Raw genomic sequence first — 25,995 nt, 5'->3', positions numbered from 1 at the left:
TTTAATGTATAATACTAACCAAGAGTTTTTACCATGTTTTCTTCGCATGATAAACCCTTTTAACCGTGATTTGCCCCATAATGCAACTATGGGGCGTGATGAGATTTTACAACAAACCCCTTAAAACTTTTAATTTTACAAGCGCTAAAACAAGATTAAAAAATTGAATGAAAAGATAAAAAATAAAACGCCCCAAAGCCAAGGACAAACCCGCTTATAAGGAAACCCCTAAGCTTTTAAACTTAAGGGAACGCTCTTAGAAAATCAGCGTTTCACAGAAACGATCACTTTAAGCCCCAAAAAAGCAAACTCAAAGTATAATGTTTTGAGAAGAGCGTTTGCCACTTTTGCGTTTCATGGCATGCTCCTTTTGACATAGGATTTGCCCCATAAAGCCACTTATGGGGCGTGATGAGATTTTACAACAAACCCCCTTAAAATCTCATCTAATCAAACACAAGGCGTTTTTAAAACATTTAAAGAATGAGCGTTATTAAGCGGTATTGTTTAAATCTAATGCTTCAAACAATCTTCAAACAAATACTGATGCTCGCCAGGTAAAGCGTCAAATAAGGCTTTGGCTAAATCTTGCATTTCTTTTAGGGCTTTATTACTGCTTCTTAAAGTCAATAAATTTTGCAAACTCCTGGCGTTAATGCTATAGGCTAAATGCGTTTTATAGCTTTCAGGCATGGCGTATTTGGCTAAATCGTTTTTAATGTTATGCTCGCTCAATAAAACCCTTAGATTTTCCAAAGCCAAAACGCTCATTGCATTCACTTTTTCATTATCCACGAACACTAAAAACTCTTTGGCTCTTTCTAAATTCGTTTCATTAAGGGGTAAAAAGCTCTCCACTTCTTTCAATTCCCTTAAAGTGTAGCGGCTTGATTTCACGCTCAAGCTCGCTATTCGATGCCGGCTCAATTCTTGCAACGCTCCCCTGCTCAAACCCTTGATTTCAAAATTGTAATAAAGATGTTCTAAAGTGGAAGAATGCCTGAAAATATTCCCCACCCTGTGGATGAGTTCCTTATCCTTACAGCCTCCATCATCGCTGTATTCAAAACTCTGCCAGCAAGTGCGGATCGCTTGGCTCGCAATGTCTAAAGGGGTATAGTGCTTACAAATCACTTCCATTATTTGACTCCTAATATCGCTTTTTATTCCACGGTAACGCTTTTAGCTAAGTTTCTTGGGTGATCCACATTGTGATTTAGGCGCATAGCGATTTCTAAGGCTAAAAGCTGCATCGCTAAATTCATGCGGAAAAATTCCTCCATGTAGCTTTCGCTCTCTTCTAATTGGATAAAATCATCAGCGATCTCTAAAATTTCAGAGCTTAACACGCAAATCGTAGAATCTCTAGCGCTCAATTCTTCAATATTGCTTTTGGTTTTATCAAATAGCAGATGCTTAGACAATAGAGCAATGGTAAAAAGATTAGAATCCACTAACGCAATAGGCCCATGCTTCATTTCCGCACTCGCATACCCCTCAGCATGCAAGTAGCTGATTTCTTTGAGTTTCAACGCTCCTTCTAAAGCGAGAGGGTAAAACACATCGCGCCCGATATAAAAAAAGCCATGCCCATGCAAGTAGCGTTTGGATAGGCGCTTGATTTTTTCATGCAATTTAGGCTCTACTTTCATCGCATTCACGCTATTGAGCATGTTTTTAGCCTGGATCTTTTCTTCTTCTTTAGAGATAGTCCCTAGCTGTTTGCCCACATACACGCTCAAAAGCCATAAAAGCATCACTTGCGAAGAAAACGCCTTAGTGGATGCCACGCTCCGCTCCACCCCCGCTCTAATCAAAAGCGTGTGATCGCTGATGCGGCTCATCATGCTAAAGGGAGCGTTACACAAGCTAATGGTTTTAAGCCCTTGGGCTTTGGCTAATTTTAGCGCCTCCAAAGTGTCAGCGGTTTCCCCACTTTGAGAAATCGCTATAAAAAGCTCGTTAGGGTTGCTTTTAAAATGGGCGTAGCGGTATTCGCTCGCTAAAATGGCCCTCGTTCTTATTTTGGCCAATCTTTCAAACAAATACACGCTCGCCAAACTCGCATGGTAACTGCTCCCGCAAGAACACAGCGTGATCTCGCTCACGTTTTCTAAAAATTCAGGATCGATCTCGCAATACACACTCAAGGCTTCCAAGCGCCCCTCTAAACACTCCAACAAACTGCTGTGCTGCTCATAAATCTCTTTTTCTAAATAATTCCTAAAATCCCCTTGAGAATAATCCTTATCCTCAAAAGCGTAATCTTTCATGTTTTCAATATTTTTTAAATCTTTAAAATTTTCTAAAGAAATCTGCCCCACGCTGTTTTCTTCTAAAATGACAAATTGATCCACTTTAGGGGCTAACACGCTCAAACTGGACGCAAAAAACACCCCCTCTTTGCCCTTGCCCACGATTAAAGGCGAAGAAGATTTAGCGTAAAACAAGCTTTCTTTAGCCCTTTTATGGAGCATTAAAATCGCATAACTCCCTTTTAAAAGGCTGATGCTTTTTTCAAAAGCTTTCAATAAATCGCTCTCGCTTTTAAGCGTTTCTTCTAATAAATGCGCAATCACTTCCGTGTCTGTTTGGCTCAAAAACGCATGCCCTTTATTTTCTAATTCCTTTTTCAAGCTCGCGTAATTTTCAATGATGCCATTATGCACTAAGGCTAAATTTTCTGTAAAATGCGGGTGGGCGTTCGCGCTGCTTGGCTTGCCATGCGTTGCCCATCTAGTATGAGCGATACTCACGCCAAAATCCAAAAACTCTTTATTTTTAAGTTCTGTTTTAAGGTTTTCTAATTTCCCTTGAGTTTTAAACACTTCCAAACGATCATTGCTCAATACGGCTAAACCCGCGCTGTCATAACCTCTGTATTCCAATTCCTTTAAGCCCTCTAAAAGGATGGATTTTTTCTCGCTATCCCCTATATAACCTACAATCCCGCACATTTAAAACACCAATAACCCTTTTTTGATTTTATTTAAAGCGTTAATAAGCTCCTTTAGGCGCTCCACTTCTTCGCTTAGTTGCGTAAAAAACGCTTCATTCACGCCCTTTGGCATGTCCATGCTCCCTCTTTTAATCTCAATAAAATCCCCCAAACTCAAATCCGCTAATTTTAAAAGCATTTCAATTTCATTTTGCGAATCTTCAATATCCGCTAAAATCTTGCGTATTTTTTCAAACATGTGATCGCCTTTAATTTATTTAGAATGCTCCATGATAGCTAAACTATTAAACTATCAATGATGTTTTCTAGAATTTGTTTGACTTTGGCGTGGTTTTCTTTAAATTGCTGATGCGCATTAAGTCCTGCATGGTTACTCACGCAAAAAATCCCTTTAGCCTTTAAAGAAAACGCCTTAGCCACGCTCAAAACGCTAAAAAACTCCATGTTTTCTAATAAAACGCCCTTTTGAGCCATTTTTTTAGCAAACATTTCGCCGGTGTGGATATAGTTACTGCTATTCATGCGCACCCTTTCAAAAAGAGCTTCCTCTTCAGTTTTTATGTGAATGAAATTATCTAATGGCGTGTAGCTGTTTAAATGGCTAAAACTCTCTTCAACCTGATAGCCACAAACGCTTTCAAACACGCTTAAAAGCTCAATTTCTGGGCTATAACTCCCCGCGCTCCCTATAAAAATAAGGCTTTCTGTATCAGGGTTTTTTAGGCATATTCTCGTTAAATTGATCGCACTCTCTATCAAGCCCACACCAATAGGTGCCGCCCCTTTTAAAGTTTCATTCCTTCCAGCGCAAAGCAGCATGAAAATCCTTTTTTTTTGCATTCATTAGATTATGATGAGCAAGCATTATAGACAAACCCTTAAAAGAAACACCTTAATTTTAAGGCTTCATTCACATTTCATTCACATGTTATTCCTTTTTCATTCACCACTTATTCACGCTATAATAACGCCATGGATACCAACAACAATATTGAAAAAGAAATCTTGGCGCTAGCCAAACAAAAAGTTAGCCCCATAGAGTATGAAAATTACTTGAGCCAGCTCAAATACAACCCTAACGCGAGCAAGAGCGATATTGCCTTTTTTTATGCCCCCAACCAAGTCTTATGCACCACGATTATGGCTAAACACGGTGCGTTGCTTAAAGAAATTTTAAGCCAGAATAAAGTCGGCATGCATTTAGCCCATAGCGTGGATGTGCGTATTGAAGTAGCGCCTAAAATCCAGGTTAGCGCCCAATCTAATATCAATTACAAAGCGGTAAAAACGAGCGTCAAAGACTCTTACACTTTTGAAAATTTTGTCGTAGGCTCATGCAATAACACCGTTTATGAAATCGCTAAAAAAGTCGCCCAAAGCGATACCCCCCCTTATAACCCGGTACTTTTTTATGGCGGCACAGGGTTAGGCAAAACGCACATTTTAAACGCTATCGGTAACCATGCTCTAGGAAAGCATAAAAAAGTCGTGTTAGTCACTTCAGAAGATTTTTTGACAGACTTTTTAAAGCATTTAGACAACAATACCATGGATTCTTTTAAAGCAAAATACCGCCATTGCGACTTTTTCCTATTAGATGACGCTCAATTTTTGCAAGGAAAACCCAAACTAGAAGAAGAATTTTTCCACACTTTCAACGAATTGCACGCCAACAGCAAACAAATCGTATTGATTTCAGATAGATCGCCTAAAAACATCGCCGGCTTAGAAGATCGCTTAAAATCGCGCTTTGAATGGGGGATAACCGCTAAAGTCATGCCCCCTGATTTAGAAACCAAACTCTCCATCGTCAAACAAAAATGCCAACTCAATCAAATCATTTTGCCCGAAGAAGTGATGGAATACATCGCCCAACACATCAGCGACAATATCCGCCAAATGGAAGGCGCGATCATTAAAATCAGCGTGAACGCGAACTTGATGAACGCTACCATTGATTTGAACCTCGCTAAAACCGTTTTAGAAGATTTGCAAAAAGATCATGCTGAAGGCTCAAGCTTGGAAAATATCTTACTCGCTGTCGCGCAAAGCTTAAACCTCAAATCCAGCGAAATCAAAGTCTCTTCGCGCCAAAAAAATGTCGCTTTGGCGAGAAAATTAGTCGTGTATTTCGCCAGGCTTTATACCCCTAACCCCACGCTCTCGCTCGCTCAATTTTTGGATTTAAAGGATCATTCAAGCATTTCTAAAATGTATTCTGGAGTTAAAAAAATGCTTGAAGAAGAAAAAAGCCCTTTCATCTTAAGCCTTAGAGAAGAAATCAAAAACCGCTTGAACGAATTAAACGACAAAAAAACCGCTTTCAATTTGAGTGAATGAAAAAAGGCTTATCACAAAGCGTTTCATTCACTTTTTTTTACATCCTATAACCCCAATAAAAACGCACATTCCTAAAGCTTTTTATTGTTTCATTCCATCCATTCACGCCCCTACTACTGTTACTAATTATTATTAATTAAAGTGTTACTTATCTATAACTTATTGATAACTTTTACTAAACCTTTTTTTAAGCTATAATCCAAATTAAAAAAGGAGTACGCATGAAAAAATCCCTATGTTTGTCTTTCTTTCTGACTTTCTCTAACCCTCTCCAAGCCCTTGTGATCGAGCTTTTAGAAGAAATCAAAACTTCGCCACATAAAGGCACTTTTAAGGCTAAAGTCCTTGATTCTAAAGAACCCAGACAGGTTTTAGGCGTTTATAACATTTCCCCACACAAAAAACTCACGCTCACTATCACCCACATATCCACTGCAATTGTCTATCAACCCCTTGATGAAAAACTTTCTTTAGAAACGACCTTAAACCCTAACCGCCCTACTATCCCTAGAAACACCCAAATTGTTTTTTCTTCAAAAGAACTGAAAGAACCGCACGCGCACCAAATACCTTCTTTAAACGCGCCCATGCAAAAACCACAAAATAAACCTAGCTCATCGCAACAATCTCCTCAAAACTTTTCTTACCCAGAGAATAAACTAGGCTCTAAAAACTCTAAAAACAGCCTTTTACAGCCTTTAGCAACTCCTAGCAAAATAAACCCCGCTAACGAAGTTAAAACGCCAACAAACGACACCAAACCCCCTTTAAAGCATTCTTCAGAAGATCGAGAAAATAACCTCTTTATAGCACCACCCACTGAAAAAACGCTCCCTAACAACAACACTTCTCATGCTGATACTTATGAAAACAATGAAAGCAACGAGAATAAAGATAATGTGGAAAAACAAGCCATTAGAGATCCCAATATCAAAGAATTTGCATGCGGGAAGTGGGTTTATGACGATGAAAATTTACAAGCCTATCGCCCAAGCATTTTAAAACGCGTTGATGAAGACAAACAGACTGCGACAGACATTACCCCTTGCGATTACAGCACCGCTGAAAATAAAAGCGGTAAAATCATTACCCCTTATACTAAAATCTCTGTTCATAAAACAGAGCCTTTAGAAGAGCCGCAAACTTTTGAAGCTAAAAACAATTTCGCCATTCTTCAAGCCAGAAGCTCTACAGAAAAATGCAAAAGGGCTAGAGCAAGAAAAGACGGCACGACTAGGCAATGCTATCTGATAGAAGAGCCTTTAAAACAAGCATGGGAGAGTGAATATGAAATCACTACGCAATTAGTGAAAGCCATTTATGAGCGCCCCAAACAAGACGATCAAGCAGAGCCGACTTTTTATGAAACCAGCGAATTGGCTTATTCTTCCACACGAAAAAGCGAAATAACGCGCAATGAATTGAATTTGAATGAAAAATTCATGGAATTTGTGGAAGTGTATGAGGGGCATTATTTAAACGATATAGTCAAAGAGAGCAGCGAATATAAAGAATGGGTTAAAAACCATGTGCGCTTTAAAGAAGGGGTGTGCATGGCCTTAGAAATAGAAGAGCAACCACGAGCCAAAAGCACGCCTTTGAGTATTGAAAACTCTCGTGTTGTGTGTGTCAAAAGGGGGAATTATTTATTCAACGAAGTTTGAGATGGTGGCTTGAGGCGGAATCGAACCACCGACACGAAGATTTTCAGTCTTCTGCTCTACCGACTGAGCTATCAAGCCAAGCGAAAGACAATTATTACATAAAAAAGGTAAAATAAAGCTTAATTTTTTAAAAAAATGACTAAAAAGATATAATCTACTCAAAAATTAAACAAGGATTAAAATGAAATTAATTTCATGGAATGTGAACGGGTTAAGGGCTTGCATGACTAAGGGCTTTATGGATTTTTTCAATAGCGTTGATGCGGATGTTTTTTGCATTCAAGAATCTAAAATGCAACAAGAACAAAACACCTTTGAATTTAAAGGGTATTTTGATTTTTGGAATTGCGCGATTAAAAAAGGCTATTCTGGGGTGGTAACTTTCACTAAAAAAGAGCCTTTAAGCGTGAGCTATGGTATTAATATGGAAGAGCATGACAAAGAAGGGCGCGTGGTAACTTGCGAATTTGAGTCGTTTTATTTAGTGAACGTTTATACCCCTAATTCCCAACAAGCCCTATCCAGGCTTAGTTATCGCATGAGTTGGGAAGTGGAATTTAAGAAATTTTTAAAAGCTTTAGAATTGAAAAAACCGGTCATTGTGTGCGGGGATTTGAACGTGGCTCACAATGAAATTGATTTAGAAAACCCCAAAACCAACCGAAAAAATGCGGGTTTTAGCGATGAAGAGAGAGGGAAATTCAGCGAGCTTTTGAACGCTGGATTTATTGACACTTTCCGTTATTTTTACCCCAATAAAGAAAAGGCTTATACTTGGTGGAGTTATATGCAACAAGCAAGGGATAAAAACATTGGTTGGCGCATTGATTATTTTCTATGCTCTAACCCTTTAAAAACGCGCTTAAAAGACGCTTTAATTTATAAAGATATTTTAGGGAGCGATCATTGCCCGGTGGGGTTGGAACTAGTTTAAAGGTAGAAAGTGTGCGAAATAAAGACAGAAAAAAGCCTTACAAAAGATGAGTCGTATTCAAAAGCAAAAGGCCATTTGATCCCCACTTCAATACTAGCGTCATGGTTGAATAGCACGGTTTGGAATTTAAACCCCACTAAACCCAACATCCTAAAATTGGAAGTTTTGAGCGAAAACCCTTGAATGCTGCGCCAATCGTCAATGATGAAATTCGCGCTGTGTTTGGAAATCGTCCATGTGTTTTCAGCAACCTGCATGCCGTAAAAAAGAGAAAATACATACAAGGGGTTTTTATTGTATTCCACGATCAAATCCCCCCCAAAGCCATAAGTGAACATGTTCGCTTGAGCGCCCGTTCTTTTATTGAGCATGACATTCCCGTAATCCATAAAAAAATAATAGCGCGAATAAAACCAGTAATGAGTGGGGTTAATCTCCCAGCCTAAAGAAAAGCTCGCTCCTTCAATCGTGCGTTTGAGATCGTTGTATTTTTTCATGATCATTTTCCCTACCTGATATTGAGAAGCCACATAAAAACGGCTTTTGGCTTGCACAATCACAGGGTTTAAAAAATAAACGCTTAAAAATAAGGGGGTTACTTTTTTAAATAAATCCTTTGAAAAAAATTTCACACTTTAATACTTCCTGTTGAGTGGGGAGTTGAGATTGTCTTGGTGGTTAGTGGCTCGTTGCAAAACGTTGTTCGTTCTTTTTTGCGAAGGATCAAGGTTTTCTTCATTATTGATCTCATCAATTTTATTTTCGTTATTGATCAAATCATTCACTGCTTTGGTGGCTTTTTCATCTTCTTCTTCATGTTCAATTTTTTTTATATCCTTATTCGCTTGATTGATTGGATTGTTTTGAGTGGTTTTAGTGTTGTTTTGGTGCGATTGGGACGATTTTTTAGGCTCGTCTTTGCACGCGCTAAACAGGCTTAAAACAAAAGAGATAGCGATAAAATGAGTGATTTTAGATTTCATCAATTAAATTTCCTTAAGTCAATGTATAATTTGGCTATCTTATCATAAAAATGATTAAGGATTGGCTAGGGTAAGAACAAATTGCAAGAAACAAATGACTTATTAAAAACATTGAACGTGAAATCGCTTTTAGAAGCCTTGCTTGTTTATACGCCCAAAGGCTACAAAGATTTGAATTTATTAGAGCGTTTTGAAACGGGCTTGAGCGGCGTTTTAGAAGTGGGTATTTTAGAGAAAAGAAACTACGCCAAAGTTTTAAAGATTTTCGCCTATTCCAAACGATTTTGCAAAAATTTAGAGCTTGTTTTTTTCAATTACAGCGCGTTCCATCACAGCCAGTTTAAAACCGGCGAGAGTTTATTTATTTATGGTAAATTAGAGCAAAGCTCTTTTAATCAAGCTTATATCATTAACACGCCTAAAATCCTTACTGAATTTGGAAAAATTTCTTTAATTTTTAAAAAAGTTAAAAACCATAAAAAAATACAAGAAAATTTACAAAAACTCCTTTCATTAGAAAATTTAAAAAAGGAAGGCGTTAAAGAAAATATCGCGCGTTTGTTGTTGGAAATCTTTTTCCCCACGCCGCATTTTGTCAAGGATTTTGAAACGGATAAAAATTTTCCTTTGCGACATTTAAATGCATTAAAATACATTGAAATGCTTTTTTATATGAAAAATTTAGAGCGCAAGAAATTGCAATTTGGCGCTAAAATCGCATGCCCCAATAACAGCGAACGCCTGAAAGCGTTTATCGCTTCTTTACCCTTTAAACTCACGCGCGACCAACAAAACGCCATCAAAGAAATCCAAAGCGATCTCACCAGTTCTATAGCGTGCAAGCGTTTGATTATAGGCGATGTGGGGTGCGGGAAAACGATGGTGATTTTAGCGAGCATGGTATTAGCTTACCCCAATAAAACCCTTTTAATGGCGCCCACTTCCATTCTCGCTAAACAGCTTTATAACGAAGCCTTAAAATTTTTACCCCCTTATTTTGAAGTGGAATTGCTACTCGGCGGGAGCCATAAAAAAAATCATTTGTTTGAAAAAATCACGCATGTTATTATCGGCACGCAAGCGTTGTTGTTTGATAAGCGCGATTTAGATGAATTCGCTTTAGTGATCACTGATGAACAGCACCGATTTGGCACTAAGCAGCGCTACCAATTAGAAAAAATGGCAAGCAGTAAGGGCAATAAACCCCATTCTTTGCAATTTTCCGCTACCCCCATTCCTCGCACTCTGACTTTAGCCAAAAGCGCGTTTGTGAAAACGACCATGATTAGAGAAATCCCTTATCCTAAGGAGATTGAAACTCTGGTTTTGCATAAAAGAGATTTTAAAATAGTGATGGAAAAAATCAGCGAAGAAATCGCTAAAAACCACCAAGTCATTGTCGTTTATCCGCTGGTGAATGAGAGCGAAAAAATCCCGTATTTATCGCTGAGCGAGGGGGCAAGTTTTTGGCAAAAACGCTTTAAAAAGGTTTATACCACTTCAGGGCAGGATAAAAATAAAGAAGAAGTGATTGAAGAATTCAGAGAGTCCGGGAACATTCTTTTAGCGACCACGCTCATTGAGGTAGGTATTTCTTTACCACGATTGAGCGTGATAGTGATTTTAGCGCCCGAAAGGTTAGGCTTAGCGACTTTGCACCAGTTAAGGGGGCGCGTGTCTCGTAACGGCTTGAAAGGCTATTGTTTTTTATGCACGATCCAAGAAGAAAACGAACGATTAGAAAAGTTTGCTGATGAATTGGACGGCTTTAAAATCGCTGAATTGGATTTAGAATACAGAAAAAGCGGGGATTTACTCCAGGGCGGAGAGCAGAGCGGGAATAGTTTTGAATACATTGACTTAGCCAGAGATGAAAGCATTATCGCTGAAGTGAAAAGGGATTTTTTAAAAAATGCTAGCGTTTCACAAGGAACATTTGAAAATTGAAAATTAAGGCGGAATTGGGTAATTTAAATCATTTAAAATAAAGGATAGAAATGCAAAATAAAGAAATTGGTGGAGAAAAAAGCGTTAATGAAAAAAATGTAGAGGTTTTTAATCGTTATTTTCCCGGTTGCTTGAGTATAGAAAATGACAACCAACTCACGCTAGACACAAAAAAATTAAAAGCGTTACTAGGGGATTTTAGCGAGATAAAAGAAGAGGGCTATGGGTTGGATTTTGTGGGTAAGAAAATCGCCTTGAATCAAGCTTTTAAGAAAAATCATAAGATTTTAAAGCCTTTAAATGAATCCACGAGCAAGCACATTCTCATCAAGGGCGATAATTTAGACGCTCTCAAAATCTTAAAACAAAGCTATAGTGAAAAAATCAAAATGATCTACATTGACCCTCCTTATAACACGAAAAACGAGAATTTTATCTATGGCGATGATTTCTCGCAATCCAATGAAGAGGTTTTAAAAACATTGGATTATTCTAAAGAAAAGCTGGATTATATCAAGAACCTTTTTGGGTCAAAATGCCATAGCGGGTGGCTTAGTTTCATGTATCCTAGATTGTTGCTCGCTAGAGATTTGCTCAAACAAGACGGCGTGATTTTCATTAGCATTGACGATAACGAAGCCGCCCAACTCAAACTTTTATGCGATGAAATTTTTGGGGAGGGGAATTTTTGTTCTTTGTTGTCTGTAGTAGATAATCTTAAGGGTAATAACAATACAGATGGTATAGTAAATACACATGAATATTGTTTAATTTATGCAAAAAATAAAGATTTACATATATTTAAGGATATGTTAGTTGATGAAAATGAAGATGAATTGATGAAGTGGAATATTGATGAATACGGATATTGGAAAGAAGGGCGCAATATTAAAGGGACAGGAGAAAATGCTCCGAGAGAAAAACGACCTAGTATGTTTTATCCTATCTATTTAAGTGATGATTTAGAAATATCTTTAGAAAAATCTAATAAATACCATATTGAAGTGTTGCCACTTACAAATGGCAAAGAAGTGTGTTGGAATTGGGGTAAAGATTTTTTACAAGCAAATAAGCATGAATTGATTGTTAAAAAAGTAGGTGATAATTATAATTTTATTAAAAAACAAAGACCATTATTGGGCGATTTACCGAGTAAAAAAATGAAAACAACTTGTTATAAACCTAAATATTCTACTTCTGTAAGTTCAGCAACATTAAAACAACTTTTTGGTGAACCTATTTTTAATTATTCTAAATCAATTTATTTTATTTATGATTTAATCCAAATCGCTACCAATGAGGGCGACATCATCTTAGACTTTTTCGCCGGGAGCGGGACAACCGCGCATGCCGTGTTAGAGAGTAATAAGAGCGATTATCAAAAATTAAGTGAGGGGGGGGGGTATTTAATGGCTTGAACGCCGCATTGAAAGAAAGGCGTTTCATTCTCGTCCAATTAGATGAAAAAATTGATCCCAAGAAAAACAAAAGCGCGCATGATTTTTGTTTGAACACTCTAAATTCCACCTCCCCAAGCATTTTTGACATCACCCAAGAAAGGATTAAAAGAGCTGGGGCTAAAATCCAAGAAGCTTGCCCCGATTTAGATGTGGGGTTTCAAGCGTTTGAAATCATTGATGATGAAACGCATGCTAACGATAAAAATCTCAGTCAAGCCCATCAAAAGGATTTGTTCGTTTATTTTAACCTTGAAAAAATGGGAACCCAAACGATTTTAATCAAGCTTTTAGGCTGCGAGGGTTTGGAGCTCACTACCCCTATAATTTGCTTGATTGAAAACGCCTTGTATCTGGCTCAAAATACGGCTTTCATTGTTGGGGATATAGAAATGAGTGAGGTTTTAGAAAACTTGAAAGATAAAGGGGTGGAAAAAATTAGCATGTATATGCCCGCTATCAGTAACGATAGGCTGTGTTTGGAATTGGGCAGTAATTTGTTTGATTTGAAATTAGAGAGCGGCGATTTAAAGATTAGGGGGTAGAAGTGAAAATCAAATTCAAACGATTGGATTATCAAGAAAAATGCTTGAATCAAATTTTAGGGGTGTTTAAGGGGGTCTATTTTGAAGAGTCAAAAGAGGATGTTCAAAGGATTTCTAACCCTATTTTTGAAATAGGGGCGATCAAAGATCTTTTATTAGAAAATATTGAGAATTTGCGATCCGAGCAAAAAATAACCCAGGGAAGCGTGGGGATTGAAAAGTCGTTAAACTGCGATATTTTAATGGAAACAGGCACTGGGAAGACCTTTTGCTTTTTGGAATGCGTTTATGCCTTGCACAAAAACTACCATTTGTCAAAATTTATCGTTTTAGTGCCAAGCAACGCCATTAAATTAGGGGTTTTAAAGAGTGTTGAAATCACCAGAGAATTTTTTAAAAGCGAGTATTCTAACACGCATTTAGAAAGCTATGAAGATGTAGAAAGATTTATTTTAGCGAGTAATCACAAATGCTGTGTGTTGGTGATGACTTTTTCTGCCTTTAATAAAGAGAAAAACACTATCAATCAATCATGCTTAGAAAACACGAATCTGTTCAATGGTGCAAAAAGTTACATGCAAGCTTTAGCGAGTATGCACCCCATCGTAATCATGGACGAACCGCACCGATTTTTAGGCGATAAAACAAAAAAATATTTGGAACAATTAAACGCTTTAATCACGCTCAGGTTTGGGGCGACTTTTAAAGATGATTACAATAATTTGATTTACGCGCTAGACAGCAAAAAAGCGTTTGATTGCGCCCTAGTGAAAAGCATTAGCGTGGCGTCCGTGGGGGAGAGTGATGAGTGTTTTTTAGAGCTTAAAGAGATTAAAAAAATACAAAACGAATATGAAGCGATAATCAACTACACGAATTTAGACAATAAAACTAAAAGCGTCAAAGTCAAAACGCATGATAATTTAGGCGTGCTAACTCGTATCAGCGCTTTAGAAGATTACATTGTAGAAAAAATCACTAAAACTGAGATTCGTTTTCTCAATGGCTTTAATTTGTTGCTGGATCAAAAAGAGCCTTTTTCTTATTTTGTAGAGGGCAAACAAGAAGTGATGCTGAAAGAAGCGATAAAAAGCCATTTTGAAAGAGAAGAAGGGCTTTTTAAAAAAGGGATTAAAGCCTTGTGCATGGTGTTTATTAGCGGGGTGAATAGCTATTTAAGCGAAAACGAACAGCCGGCTAAATTAGCCCTTTTATTTGAAAAACTTTACCAACAAGAGCTTGAAGAAGTCTTAAAAAAGCCTTTAGATGAAAATTACAGAGCGTATTTAGAGCGCACTAAAGAGGACATTAAAAGAGTGCATGGAGGGTATTTTGCTAAAAGCAAGAAAGAGAGCGACGAAGCCCAAGTGATCGCGCTCATTTTAAAAGAAAAAGAAAAATTGCTGAGTTTTGATTCTGATCTCAGGTTTATTTTTTCGCAATGGGCGTTGCAAGAGGGGTGGGATAACCCTAACGTGATGACGATTTGCAAATTAGCCCCTAGCTCTTCTAATATCACTAAATTGCAACAAATCGGTAGGGGGTTAAGACTCGCTGTGAATGATAAGGGCGAACGCATCACTAAAGAGCATGCTGATTTTGATTTTGTCAATGAATTAGTCGTGATCGTGCCGCAAGTGGAGGGGGATTTTGTGGGAGCGATCCAGCAAGAGATAAGCGAACACAGCTTGATCAAACAAGTATTCAGTGGGGAAGAGCTAGAAAAAAGCGGCATGGTTAAAAAAGGGTATTACGGGGCTTTATTTGAAAAGTTAGAGGGTTTGGGTTTTGGAGAAAAAACAGATGATGAAAACTTTAAACTCACTCTCAATCAAAACGAATTTTTAAAAAAAGAGCCGGAACTAGAAAATTTAAAAAATGAAAAATACTTGGATTTTGAAAAATTAAAAGATTTTTTAAAAGATCGCTTAGTTGGCAATCCTAGAGTTAGGAACAAAAACGAGCGAAAAACTGAAAAAATCAAAATTAATCAAGAAAATTTTAAAAAATTTGAAACCTTATGGGCGGGTTTGAACCATCAAGCTAGGATCGCTTATGCCATTGACAGCGAGAGCTTGATTGATGAGATTGTCAAAAAGATCAATGCTTCTTTTAATGTCAGTTCAAAAAGAATTTCGGTTACGATGCATAAAAAAGTAGAAACGATGGGAAATAACGCTACTACAAAGACTTTTGATCGAGAAAGCGCATGCGTGTGGAGTTTGCATGAATTTATCAGCGCCTTGTCTAATAAGGTGAAATTGAGTTTTAAAAGCGTGGCTAAAGTGTTGGAAAAAATTGATAAAAACAAATTTGATCTAATTAAGAAAAACGAACAAGAGGGCTTAAGGCGGTTAGAAGAGCTGTTTTTGGAAATCATTTATCAAAATATTAAAGATAAAATCTCCTATCAAATGCGCGAAACGACGATTAAAAACAGAAAAAACGATGCGTTTTATGATGAAAAAGGAGAAATTAGAGAGTTTTTAGACGGGAGTTTGGGGGTGGATAAATATGAAATTAAAAATGCAAGCGTGCAAGAAAAATGCCTGTATGAAAATTTCATGCAAGTGGAGAGCGAGATTGAAAAAGACACGATTGAAGAATCTAACGACACTAAAATCATTGTTTTTGGCAAGCTCCCTAGGGTTAAAATCCCGATAGGGTTGAATCAAACTTATAGCCCTGATTTTGGGTATGTGGTTGAAAACAACGATAAAAAAGTGTTGTTAGTGGTAGAAACTAAGGGGGTTGATAAAAAAGGCAAATTACGCCCTGAAGAAGAGCGGAAAATTTCAACCGCTAAGAAATTTTTTGAAGCTTTAAAAAAGCAAGGCATGAATATTGAATACAAAACCAAGTTGAATAATGATCAATTAAGCGCGTTAATTAATGAAGTTTTAAATCGTAAAGATTAGAGTTATTTTAATGTTTCACATGGAACAATTTTGATTTAGATCAATTTAATCTAATCTCTAAAAAGGTCTTATTGAAATGGATATGATAAAGTTTAATTAAATTTACTAAGGAATAGTCAATGGAGTTAAAAATCAATATAGAGAATTGCTACGGAATAGGCAAGATAAAAGAAAAATCTTTAGATTTTTCAAAAGCAAACAGCTGTCTTTTATATGCTCAAAATGGGGTTTTTAAAACTTCATTTGCAAAAAGTCTAACCGATTTAATAAATAATGAAATGCCAAAAGATAATTTTTATCCTAAGCGTGAAAGCAAAATAGAGATTGAGTTTAATGGTCATGGAATATCAAAAGAAAATGTTGCTGTTTTTCATTCTTATGATGAAAAATTTAACTCTGAAGACAGCGTTACAACTTTTATGGCAAAATCAGAACTAAAACAACGATATGATGATATTCTTTCAGAATTAGAAGAAAAAAAGAAGGCGCTTTTAAAAAGTCTTAAAGGCGGTTTTAATTATGAAAAAGAAATTGAAACCATTAAAAATAAAAATTTTTATGAAATTTTAGATAATCATTTGACCGAAATAGAAAACAGCGAAGAACACTATTCTTTTAAATATCATGATATGTTTGATAAATCAGAAAAAGTGAAAGACTTTGTCAATAAGAATCGTGATTTGATTGAGCAATATTTCAACAAATATAAAGAATTATTGTCTATATCTAAGGTTTTTAAACATACAGAGGTTGGAGATTTTGGAACAAATCATGCTAACGATCTTAAAAAAGCTTTAGAAAATGATAGATTTTTTAAAGCTAACCATAGTTTGATGATTGCTGAAGAGGAAATTAAAAACTATAACAAATTATCAGAGATCTTTGAAGAAGAAAAAAATAAGATTTTAAATAATGAGAATCTTAAAAATAGCTTTGCTAATATTGAAAAAGCCATAAATGCCAATAAGGAACTTAAAGCTTTTAAAGATGCTATTAATAGGGACAATACATTATTGACAGAACTTTTAAATTATGATTCTTTCAGAGAAAAGGTGTTGTTTAGCTATCTTAAACAAGCTATTCAAAATGTTAGAATTTTAGTTGAACTTTATAGAGAGAAAAAGCCTGAAATAGAAGAAATTATAAAACAAGCTAATAAAGACCAGAAAGAATGGGTATCTGTTATTGAAATTTTTAATCAAAGATTTCTTGTTCCCTTTAAAGTTAAGCTTCAAAATCAAAAAGATATTTTATTGAATAAAGACGCTGCACAATTTAGATTTATATTTTCTGATGACAATCAGGATATGAATGTTCAAAAAGAAGATTTGCAAAAACATTTAAGCGGAGGGGAAAAGAGAGCATTATATATCCTACAAATCTTGTTTGAAATTGAAGCTAGAAAAAGAAGCGACAAAACCCAACTCTTAGTTTTTGATGATATTTCAGACTCTTTTGATTATAGAAATAAGCATGCAATTATTGAATATCTTAATGATTTGCAAGAATGCAGACAATTTAAATTGCTTGTGATGACGCATAATTTTGATTTTTACCGCACCCTGGGAAGCCGTTTGAATATTCCTAGAGAACAGATTAAAATGATCCGCAAAAATGATGCTAGAGAAATAACTTTTGAAAGTGGTGGGTATTTGAAGAGTGTTATTAAATGCATTAGAGACTCAGAAAAAGATAAAGACTTTTTTGCACTGATACCTTTTGTGAGAAATTTAATTGAATATACAAGCTTTCAAGCAGACAAAAACGACAATTATATAAAACTTACAAGTTGCTTACACATGAAAGAAGATACAAAAGATATTCAAATTCAGGATATTTCAAAAATTTTTGATAGCGTTTTTGGCACAGAGCGAAAAAAGAAAAAAATTGAAAAAGATAACTCAAAATTATACTTTCAAGCAATTTATGATATTGCAGAAGAAATTTATAACGATAAAGATCGTAATCGTATTGAATTACAAAATAAGATTATTCTTTCAATGGCGATCAGATTAAAAGCTGAAGAATGGATGTTAAATAAACTAAATCAAGAATTCGAATCGGAGAAAAATCAAACAAGGGAGTTATATGATGCCACTAAAAAAGAACTATCTGATGATGAAAAAAGGGTTATACAAAAGGTTTTAATGATTACTCCTGAAAATATTCACATTAACTCTTTCATGTTTGAACCCATTTTGGACATATCCCTTGATCATTTATATACATGTTTGGAGGAAGTCAAAAATTTAAATTAAATAAGGCTTATCAATAGATCAATTACCCTAATGTTTCACATGGAACAATTTCAAAGAAAAGCGTTTTATTTAAAATTCATGGCGCTTTTGTTATAATCGTTTTTATCCAATTTTAAAGGCGTTTTATGATTAGTTTCGCTCGCATCCCCCTCAAAGATTTCATTAAAAAATACAATCCCCAAGAACCCAAAAAGGAAACTATAGAAAATTTTGAAAAAGAAATAAACAGCTTATTAGAAAACGCAAAAAGACAAGATGATGAAGAATTTCAAAAAAATGAAATCAATAAGTTTTTAAAAAATGCCTATGGCTATGACTGCAATACCAATAAAAAAGTGGATAGCGCGATCTATGTGGATGGGGAAGTCCAAGTGCTTATTGAAGTCAAAGCCCTAAATAAAAAGACAGAATTCCCTAAAGACAGAGAAAACCCTCTCAGTAAAGCCTTTTGTCAAATGGTTTTGTATTTTTTGGAAGAGAGAGAAAAAAACAATTCCCTAAAACACGCCATTATTTGCAACACGCATGAATTTTTTCTCTTTGATTGTAAGGATTTGCTCTTTTTAAAAGAAGATAAACGCATCAAAAAATTCTATAATAGTTACGCTAAAAAAGAAGGTACAGACTCTTCAAAACCAAAATTTTACAAAGATTTAGAACAATATTTGCGAGAAGATTTTCAGGGCGAACTCCCCTACACTTACTTTAATTTAAACGATGATTTTAAAGAACTTCCTTTGATTTATCAAGTTTTAAGCCAAGAAGTCCTTTTAAAACAAAAGAAAACCCTTGACGCTAACACGCTTAACAAAGATTTTTATGAAGAATTGCTTTACATTTTAGGGTTAGAAGAGCAAAATGACAAAGGGAAAATTTTAATCAAGCCCAGCCGCACCCAAAACTCCCTAAGCGATGCTTTAAAAAAGAAATACAACAATTTAGACGATGAAGAAGTCATGGCGTTACTCATCGCTTGGAATAACCGCATCTTGTTTTTACGGCTTTTAGAAAGCCTTTTAATTTCTTTCAAGCATTTTGAAAAACCTTTCTTAACCATAGAAAACTTTAAAGATTTCAACGCCCTAAACACCCTCTTTTTTGAAGTCCTAGCCAAGAAAAACAGCGAGCGCCTCCAAGCCATTAAAGAAAACAAGATTTTAGAAAAAATCCCTTATTTGAATTCCAGTTTGTTTGATAAAACGCCTTTGGAATTAAAGGGGCATGAAATCAAATCGCTCGATAACTATCCTTTAGAGATTTATCCTAAATCCGTTCTCAAAAAACATGAAAATTACCAAGAAAAAAAAGAATTGCCCTTGCTGGAATACCTTTTTGCATTTTTGCGTCTTTATAAATTCACCACCACCCCTAAAGACATTAAAGATAATACCGATACCAGCGAAAGCCGTTTGATTAACCCTAGCGTTTTGGGGCTTGTTTTTGAAAAACTCAACGGCTATAAAGAGGGGAGCTTTTATACCCCAAGCTTCATCACAAGCTACATGTGCAAAGAGAGTATCACGAAAATCGTGCGGGATAAATTCAACGCCACTTATCAGTGGGACTGCAAAGATTTAGAAGCGTTGAAAGGAAAAATAGACAGAAATTTTTCAAATGAAAAAGCTAAAGAATACCTAAACACGCTTTTAACCTTACGCGTTTGCGATCCGGCGGTGGGGAGCGGGCATTTTTTAGTCTCTGCGCTCAATGAAATGGTGCGGGTTGCTTACGAGCTAGGGCTTATTGCTTCCTTGTATCGCCACGAGCTTAAATTAGAAAACGATGAAATCATCATCCACACGCCAGAGGATAAAGTCTTTAAATACACCATACCGCCTAGAGAAAACGACCCCCACCACCACATCCAAAAAGAACTTTTTGAGCTTAAAAAAGACATTATTGAAAACTGCCTTTTTGGCGTGGATATTAACCCCAATTCTTGCGAAATCACCAAACTCAGACTATGGATAGAGCTTTTAAAATACAGCTATTATATTTTTGAAAAGGGCAAGAACACTAACGCGCTTGAAACCCTCCCCAACATTGACATTAACATTAAGTGCGGTAATTCGCTCATTTCTAGGTTTGCACTCAAAGATAAAGCCTTATTAAAAACCGAAAAAAATAAAAACCTAGAATACTACATCGCTGAATATAAAGAACTCGTTAAAATCTACAAAGACCCTAAAATCTTAGAAACCCTAACGCACCCCATAAAAGACTCTGACGCTGTTAGAAAATACGCTAAAGAACGCCTTTATCAAGAATTAGCACAAAACCCTAACAAAGATTTTAAAAAGGCTCTCAATGATAGGATAGAGAAAGTTAAAGAAGTTTTTAAACTCACTTTAGACCCCTCTCAAAAAGAATTAAAATTTAAAAAATTTTTAAAAGAGCATTTAGAACTCTATGGCAAGAGTATCTTAGAAGAGGCAAACGATAACGGCTTAGAATTGGAAGCCCTAGCATTAGAAAAGAAAATGGCGCATGAAGGTCTTTTCCACGATTACACACCCTACCCCAAACTAGACAAATCGGATAAAGTAGTGGGGCTAGAACATTTTAACCGCTATGTCCTAACATCTTATAAAGATTTACAAGATGAAAACGAACGCTACGCTAACGCTCTTGAATGGCGCTTTGAATTCCCTGAAGTGTTGGACGATGAGGGGGATTTTTTAGGCTTTGATTGCATCATTGGCAACCCGCCTTATATCCGTCAAGAACACATCAAAGACTTAAAGCCTTTATTGCAAAAGCAATACCAGGATTTCTATAACAGCTCAAGCGACATTTACACCTACTTTTTTGCCCTGGCTTTAAACCTTTTAAAAGAAAAGGGGTTTAGCGCTTTCATCACTTCCAACAAATACGCGCGCGCCAAATACGGCGCTAAATTGAGGGAATGGCTGCTCAAAAAAACCACCATTGCCAGCTACATGGAATTAAACGCCTTAAAAGTCTTTGAGAGCGCTGCAGTGGATACCAGCATCATGAATTTCATCAAACAAACGCCCCCTAAAGAGAACAGCTTTAAATATTACGAACCCACCGAAAACGATAAAGACGATTTGAAAAGCGCCCGCCCCTTATCCATGAAACAAAACGCGCTTTCAACAGAAAGCTTTATTTTTGCCAACGCCACGCTTTTAGCTTTAAGGGATAAAATAGAGAGCGTCGGCACCCCGCTTAAAGACTGGGACATTCAAATCAATTATGGGATAAAAACCGGCTGTAACGAAGCCTTTATCATTCCCACTGAAAAAAGAGACGAAATCTTAAAAAACTGCGATGATGTGCAAAAAGATGAAAGGGGAATGAGCGAAAGAGAAAGAACAAAAGAGCTTATCAAGCCCATTTTGAGAGGGAAAGACATTAAAAGGTATTCTTATGAGTGGGCGGATTTGTGGGTGATTAACACCCATAACGGCTACACTTCTGCCCTAAAATCTAAAATCCCTCCCATTGATATAGAAAAATACCCAGCGCTCAAAGCACATTTAGACTCTCATTATGACGCTATTGCAACACGATGCGATCAAGGAGACACCCCCTATCACTTAAGGAATTGCACGTATTTAGAGGATTTTGAAAAAGAGAAAATTGTGTGGGCAAGTGTGGGATTTGTTGAATATTGTATGATCCCAGGATTATTGATACTTGATACAAATTATTTTTTTGAAGTCAGTAAATTTGGCAATACAAAAAATTATTTGCTTGGACTTTTAAATTCAAAATTGCTAACTTTTTGGTTAAAAGCTAAAAATACGCCATTAGGCGATATGGGAGCTTATAGAAATTATAAGTATAATATTATGGAGTTACCGATGGTAAAAATAACGGCAAAAAATAAAAAAATCGCCGATAAAATCATCGCTTTAGTGGATAAAATCCTACAAGCAAAAGCAAAAGACCCTAAAGCCAACACCCAAGGATTAGAACAAGAAATTGACGCCTTAGTCTATCAGCTCTATAATCTCACCGATGAAGAAATTAAGATCATTGAAGACGGGCAGTGAATAAAAAGCGCTTTACCTTAAAGGAAACCCCTTAAATAGGGGAAACCTTTGGCTTAATGGGTTTTTTTAACAACGATTTTAACCCTATACTTAAAAAAAGGTATTTTTAAGTATAATACGACCAAAGGTTTTTTACCATGTTTTTTGGACATAGTAATCCTTTGAAGGTAATTTACCCCCTAATCTCTAGCAAAAAAACTAGGGGGTGAGCGTTATTTTATCCTAACCCTTAAAACAAGCAAGAACAATCAAACGCAATTTAAAGATTAAAAAAGCTTTTTCTAACGCATGGCTTTGGACTAAAACCATAAATAGTAGGGATCGTGATGTTTAAAGCAAACGCCTTAAAAACTAAAAAATACCATAAAATTGCTTTTAAATCTATATAGTGGAAAAAAGACTTATTTTGGTTATAAAAAACGGCTCTTGTGTTAAAAGGATTGTTAAAAGATGAAAAAAGCGAGTAAGCTTTTAAGAAATCTTGATTTGTTCTAATTTTTGAGTTATAATGCTTCTACATTATAAGGGCTGACCGAAGCCCAACTTTCTTTACAAACTACTTAAATCTTCAAAATCTTTATTCCCAATGCTTTTAATCAAGTCATCTAGAAATAAGGTAATTTTGTTAGGTTCAATACCAATCACTAAAATTCTGTCTATTGGAATGTTTTCTGTTTCCCCACTGAATGATGTGGCTATTCGTGGGCGGTTGTTTGGTTGGATTTTGAGTAAGTTTTCCCAATGATACGCGCGATTTCTAATCGTCCATAGCAAGTTTAACGCTATATGGGCTTTGGCATAATTAGAGAGATTTTGTTTTCTGTTTTTAATAAGCAAAGTATCTTTATTTTCGTGATAATAAGCTCTAAAACGATACGCTCCCAAATCTAATATTACCCCCTCTAACTTATAACAAAAAATAAGCCTGATCACTGCCCCCTAAAGACATTTTAGATAAGATTAAAGAATGCGTGATTTCTTTTTTCTTTTCTTTTTGCTCGTTAATTAAATTTGTTAAAGAATTTTCACTAAACACCCATTCGCTCCCTTTCATTTGAGTCAAGCAATAGTCTAAAGCGTTGCGTAAATAAATTTCTAAGCTAGAGATTTTAGGCGTGATGAAAGAAATGAGTTTTAAATTTTCTTTGTATTGCTCTAGGCTGTTATAAGTATCTAATCTGTCTTTGGACAGAATGAGCGTAATATTATTCTTAAAATATTGTAAATCTTGCATAGTATTTTCTTAAAGTCCTTTTGATTAAGGACTCAATAAGTTTCACAGAAATCATTTTAATTCTTAAACAAAGACTCTAAAGCTTCTACCCCTACTTTTGGCGTTTCTTTTTCGTTTTCATTTTCTGCGTTTTCTTTGACGCTAGGAATGGTTTCAAACTCTATGTGATAGCCTGTAAGCATGGACGCTAAACACACATTCACCCCGCCTTTACCGATAGCCTTAGATTTTTCAATATCTAACAAACGCACCTTAGCCTTTTGCAAATGGTTATTGACAATAAAACGCTCTTGAATGGATTCTTTTTCTTCAGCACTCAATTCTTCTATGGGGATTTTTTTAACCTCAACGCTTAAAATTTTGGCTGGAGCGAGCGCTAAAGTGATATAAATTTCAGGCACATTAGAATACTCTATGCAATCAATGTTTTCTTTATTCAATTCGTTACTGATCGCATTGATGCGCACGCCCTTAACCCCCACAGCCGCGCCTATGGGATCAATCCTAGCGTTATGGGAAAAAAAGCTCACTTTCGCTCTGTTGCCTGGGATTCGCACGCAATGGATGATTTCAATTTCTTTATCTTTAATTTCAGGGACTTCTAATTCCAACAACGCTTCAAGCATTTTAGGGGTGGTGCGGCTCAGCTCTAATAGTAAGCCTTTTTTCGTGCGTTTGACTTGCGTTAAAACCGCTTTAATGCTATCGCCTATTTTAAAACTCTCGCCCTTGATGCGATGGCGCATGGAAAGAACGCCCTGAAATTGCTGCTCAATCTCAATAAAAGTGTTTTGGTTGCTATCCACTAAAATCACTTGCCCCATTAAAACGCTGTTAAGACGCTTTTGAAACGCTTCAAAGTGGCTGTCTTCTAACGCTTTTTCTAACTGGTATTGCAAATCTTTAAAAAGGCGGTTGATCGCTCCTTGTTTCATGCTCTCCAAACTCAAGCTGTAAGACAATTCGTCCTTAATCTTAACGCTTGGATCCATTTCTTTGGCTTTAGACAGGCTGATGTATTTAGAAGGATCGTTAATTAACCTTTCATCATCATCTTCTAAAACTTCCACCAACTGGATAAGCTGGAGCTGCTTGTTTTCTTCAACCACCAAGTAGCGCGCTAGGGGGTCTAACTCATTTTGCGCCATTTTTAACAAACAGCCTTGAATCACTTTTGAAATCATCTCTTTAGGCAAATTTTTTTCATACGCAATGCATTCTATAAGGTCGCTGATTTTTTCCATTCTTAAGTTCCTTTAAATTGATGTTCTGTCGTTTTCTATCATTCTGTTGTGGGGGACTTTGTGCGTTTAAAAGAAATTTTATTATAGCGAATTTTTAAGCTTTATTAAGAATTTCTTCTAAAACCAGAGCGATTTTTTCCAAATCTTCTTCATTCAGGCTAAAGACTTCAAAACACACAAATTCGCATGAAATTCTTGAAATAACGCCTTTTTGAAAAAGCTTTAAATAAAGCTTCTCACTATTTAAAGCGCGGGTGTTTTTGGGCTGGATTTTCACGCAAAAAGATTCTAATTCCCTATCGGGCAAATCCCCTATTTTAGAAAAGCTAGAGGCTATGCTCACATTCAATTCTAAAGGCTTTAAAAGAGCGTAGAGTTTCAAGGCTTTTTGCAACAATGCGTCTTTAGTTTGGTTCAATAATGCATGAATGGTGATTTCTTCTTGATGATTGACCCATGCGTTTAGGCTGCAAAAAAGCAAGGTGAGCGTGATTTTATCCGCTCTTAAGGCTCTATAAAGGGGGTGGTTTTTTAACATTTCAACCCATTCTTTTTGCCCCATAATAATACCGGCTTGAACGCTGTTAAAGGATTTATCCGCGCTAAAGCTTAAAAGCGATGGTTTTAAGGCTAAAACCTCTTCTAAAGCCGTTTTATCCAATAAATCCACATCCCCTAAATTGTAATAATCTATCAAACCATGCTCTTTAGCTAGGGCTTGTAAATCTTTAAAGGGCGTGTCTTTTTTAAAAGCGGGGTTGTGGGTTTTAAAGAGCATTTTGCTGTTTTCATTCAAGGCTAAGCGGTAATCCCTTAAATAAGCGCGGCTGGTATTCCCCACTAAATGCAACCTAGCCCCACTACTCAATAAAATATCTTTAAGATTAAAATCCCCCCCCACTAATTCGCCATAAGAAACAACGATTTCTTTTTCTTGCGCTAAAGCGTTAGCGATGAGGAAAATCGCGCTGGTGTTGTTATTGACAATCAAAACCTCTTCAGCGTTAAAACACGCCTTAAAAAGCTGTTTTAAAGGGGTTAAGCGGTTCTTTTTTTTAGCGGTGTTGAGATCGCATTCTAAATCAACGGGTTGAGTTAAAACTTCTTTTAAATAAGGTTCAATTTTTTCATAAAATTGCGGGCTAAAAAACGATCGCCCATGGTTTTCATCAAAAACACTCGCACTCGCATTGATGATTTTTTGATAAGGGCTTTTCAAAAGATCCGGGGTTATTTCGGGCGTTTCTTTAGTCGTGATGTTAGCCATGATGAAAGCGCGTTTGCTTTTCCTTTTTGAAATTTAAAATAAAGCATGATTTTAATCCAAACTCGCTAAATTTTTGATAAAACTACTTTTTTAAAATCCTTAAGAGCGTCTTAATGAGTTTATTGAGCGAGCGGAACTTTTTCCATAGAGTTTGGCGGTTTCTATAGGGCTTTTTCATGTTTGTTTCCATGTTTAAAATTCAAAAAGAAATCCTAGGATTTCTTTC

At 36.2% G+C, this 25,995-nt stretch carries 17 protein-coding genes, 1 tRNA gene and 2 pseudogenes; 9 read left to right on the top strand and 11 right to left on the bottom strand.

Going from position 1 to position 25,995, the window contains the following annotated elements; genetic code table 11:
* Positions 1 to 264 precede the first annotated feature (264 nt).
* The 5 genes and pseudogenes from aapA3 to EAL87_RS05260 all read right to left on the bottom strand — a co-directional run bounded on the left by aapA3 (position 265) and on the right by EAL87_RS05260 (position 3,778).
* Positions 265 to 358: pseudogene (aapA3, locus tag EAL87_RS08455) on the bottom strand (type I toxin-antitoxin system toxin AapA3).
* Between the two features lie 155 nt (positions 359 to 513).
* A complete protein-coding gene (gene thyX, locus EAL87_RS05275) occupies positions 514 to 1,140 on the bottom strand; it encodes an FAD-dependent thymidylate synthase (RefSeq protein WP_000451923.1) in 627 nt (208 codons plus the stop codon).
* A gap of 23 nt (positions 1,141 to 1,163) precedes the next feature.
* Positions 1,164 to 2,957 (bottom strand): glutamine--fructose-6-phosphate transaminase (isomerizing), encoded by a 1,794-nt coding sequence (gene glmS / locus EAL87_RS05270; protein ID WP_120913481.1) that lies wholly within the window; start codon positions 2,955 to 2,957, stop codon positions 1,164 to 1,166.
* Entirely contained in the window at positions 2,958 to 3,197 is a 240-nt protein-coding gene (locus EAL87_RS05265; protein ID WP_000461832.1) for a DUF2443 domain-containing protein, read from the bottom strand.
* Positions 3,198 to 3,235: 38 nt separating this feature from the next.
* The gene (locus tag EAL87_RS05260) at positions 3,236 to 3,778 is read right to left on the bottom strand and encodes a nucleoside phosphorylase-I family protein (RefSeq protein WP_120913492.1); all 543 of its coding nucleotides are present in this window, start codon (positions 3,776 to 3,778) and stop codon (positions 3,236 to 3,238) included.
* Positions 3,779 to 3,931: 153 nt separating this feature from the next.
* Between EAL87_RS05260 and dnaA the strand changes: the two genes are divergently transcribed.
* A complete protein-coding gene (gene dnaA / locus EAL87_RS05255; RefSeq protein ID WP_120913479.1) occupies positions 3,932 to 5,299 on the top strand; it encodes a chromosomal replication initiator protein DnaA in 1,368 nt (455 codons plus the stop codon).
* Between the two features lie 221 nt (positions 5,300 to 5,520).
* Positions 5,521 to 6,963 (top strand): competence protein, encoded by a 1,443-nt coding sequence (locus EAL87_RS05250; RefSeq protein ID WP_120913477.1) that lies wholly within the window; start codon positions 5,521 to 5,523, stop codon positions 6,961 to 6,963.
* A gap of 2 nt (positions 6,964 to 6,965) precedes the next feature.
* On the opposite strand, the gene EAL87_RS05245 is transcribed toward EAL87_RS05250, so the two are convergent.
* Positions 6,966 to 7,041, bottom strand: a tRNA-Phe gene (locus EAL87_RS05245).
* Positions 7,042 to 7,144: 103 nt separating this feature from the next.
* On the opposite strand from EAL87_RS05245, the gene EAL87_RS05240 reads away from it, so the two are divergent.
* Positions 7,145 to 7,897 (top strand): exodeoxyribonuclease III, encoded by a 753-nt coding sequence (locus EAL87_RS05240; protein ID WP_000767564.1) that lies wholly within the window; start codon positions 7,145 to 7,147, stop codon positions 7,895 to 7,897.
* On the opposite strand, the gene EAL87_RS05235 is transcribed toward EAL87_RS05240, so the two are convergent.
* Both EAL87_RS05235 and EAL87_RS05230 read right to left on the bottom strand, forming a co-directional pair.
* Positions 7,894 to 8,529, bottom strand: coding sequence for an outer membrane protein (locus tag EAL87_RS05235; protein ID WP_120913475.1), 636 nt, complete (start codon positions 8,527 to 8,529; stop codon positions 7,894 to 7,896). The two genes, EAL87_RS05240 and EAL87_RS05235, sit on opposite strands and share 4 nt — an antisense overlap.
* 3 nt (positions 8,530 to 8,532) lie before the next feature.
* Positions 8,533 to 8,880: a hypothetical protein gene (locus tag EAL87_RS05230; RefSeq protein ID WP_120913473.1), complete on the bottom strand. Its 348-nt coding sequence runs from the start codon at positions 8,878 to 8,880 to the stop codon at positions 8,533 to 8,535.
* Positions 8,881 to 8,961: 81 nt separating this feature from the next.
* Here EAL87_RS05230 and recG point away from each other — a divergent pair, with 81 nt between their 5' ends.
* The 6 genes from recG (at position 8,962) to EAL87_RS05200 (ending at position 22,024) form a co-directional block, all read left to right on the top strand.
* Positions 8,962 to 10,827 (top strand): ATP-dependent DNA helicase RecG, encoded by a 1,866-nt coding sequence (gene recG / locus EAL87_RS05225; protein ID WP_120913471.1) that lies wholly within the window; start codon positions 8,962 to 8,964, stop codon positions 10,825 to 10,827.
* Positions 10,828 to 10,877: 50 nt separating this feature from the next.
* On the top strand, positions 10,878 to 12,245 hold the full coding sequence (locus EAL87_RS05220) for a site-specific DNA-methyltransferase (protein ID WP_120913469.1): 1,368 nt from the start codon (positions 10,878 to 10,880) through the stop codon (positions 12,243 to 12,245).
* Entirely contained in the window at positions 12,242 to 12,829 is a 588-nt protein-coding gene (locus tag EAL87_RS08235) for a site-specific DNA-methyltransferase (protein WP_120913467.1), read from the top strand. The genes EAL87_RS05220 and EAL87_RS08235 overlap by 4 nt, the downstream gene beginning before the upstream one ends.
* A gap of 2 nt (positions 12,830 to 12,831) precedes the next feature.
* Positions 12,832 to 15,747 carry a type III restriction-modification system endonuclease gene (locus EAL87_RS05210; RefSeq protein WP_120913465.1) on the top strand — a complete coding sequence of 972 codons (2,916 nt, stop codon included), beginning with the start codon at positions 12,832 to 12,834 and terminating at the stop codon, positions 15,745 to 15,747.
* A 119-nt stretch (positions 15,748 to 15,866) separates the two neighbouring features.
* Positions 15,867 to 18,005: an ATP-binding cassette domain-containing protein gene (locus tag EAL87_RS05205; protein ID WP_120913463.1), complete on the top strand. Its 2,139-nt coding sequence runs from the start codon at positions 15,867 to 15,869 to the stop codon at positions 18,003 to 18,005.
* Positions 18,006 to 18,130: 125 nt separating this feature from the next.
* Positions 18,131 to 22,024, top strand: a complete 3,894-nt coding sequence (locus EAL87_RS05200; RefSeq protein WP_120913461.1) for a class I SAM-dependent DNA methyltransferase — start codon at positions 18,131 to 18,133, stop codon at positions 22,022 to 22,024.
* 549 nt (positions 22,025 to 22,573) lie between these two features.
* Here the strand turns inward: EAL87_RS05200 and EAL87_RS08230 are convergent.
* The 3 genes and pseudogenes from EAL87_RS08230 to EAL87_RS05185 all read right to left on the bottom strand — a co-directional run bounded on the left by EAL87_RS08230 (position 22,574) and on the right by EAL87_RS05185 (position 25,769).
* A pseudogene (locus EAL87_RS08230) lies at positions 22,574 to 23,258 on the bottom strand (CAAX protease).
* Positions 23,259 to 23,314: 56 nt separating this feature from the next.
* On the bottom strand, positions 23,315 to 24,502 hold the full coding sequence (gene nusA, locus EAL87_RS05190; protein WP_120913459.1) for a transcription termination factor NusA: 1,188 nt from the start codon (positions 24,500 to 24,502) through the stop codon (positions 23,315 to 23,317).
* A 94-nt stretch (positions 24,503 to 24,596) separates the two neighbouring features.
* Positions 24,597 to 25,769 (bottom strand): aminotransferase class V-fold PLP-dependent enzyme, encoded by a 1,173-nt coding sequence (locus tag EAL87_RS05185; protein ID WP_120913457.1) that lies wholly within the window; start codon positions 25,767 to 25,769, stop codon positions 24,597 to 24,599.
* Positions 25,770 to 25,995: the final 226 nt, after the last annotated feature.

The organism is Helicobacter pylori, from assembly GCF_003636935.1.
Lineage (GTDB): Bacteria > Campylobacterota > Campylobacteria > Campylobacterales > Helicobacteraceae > Helicobacter > Helicobacter pylori_CH.
Note: the sequence above shows the minus strand (reverse complement) of the source record. Positions and strands in the feature narration are given on the sequence as shown.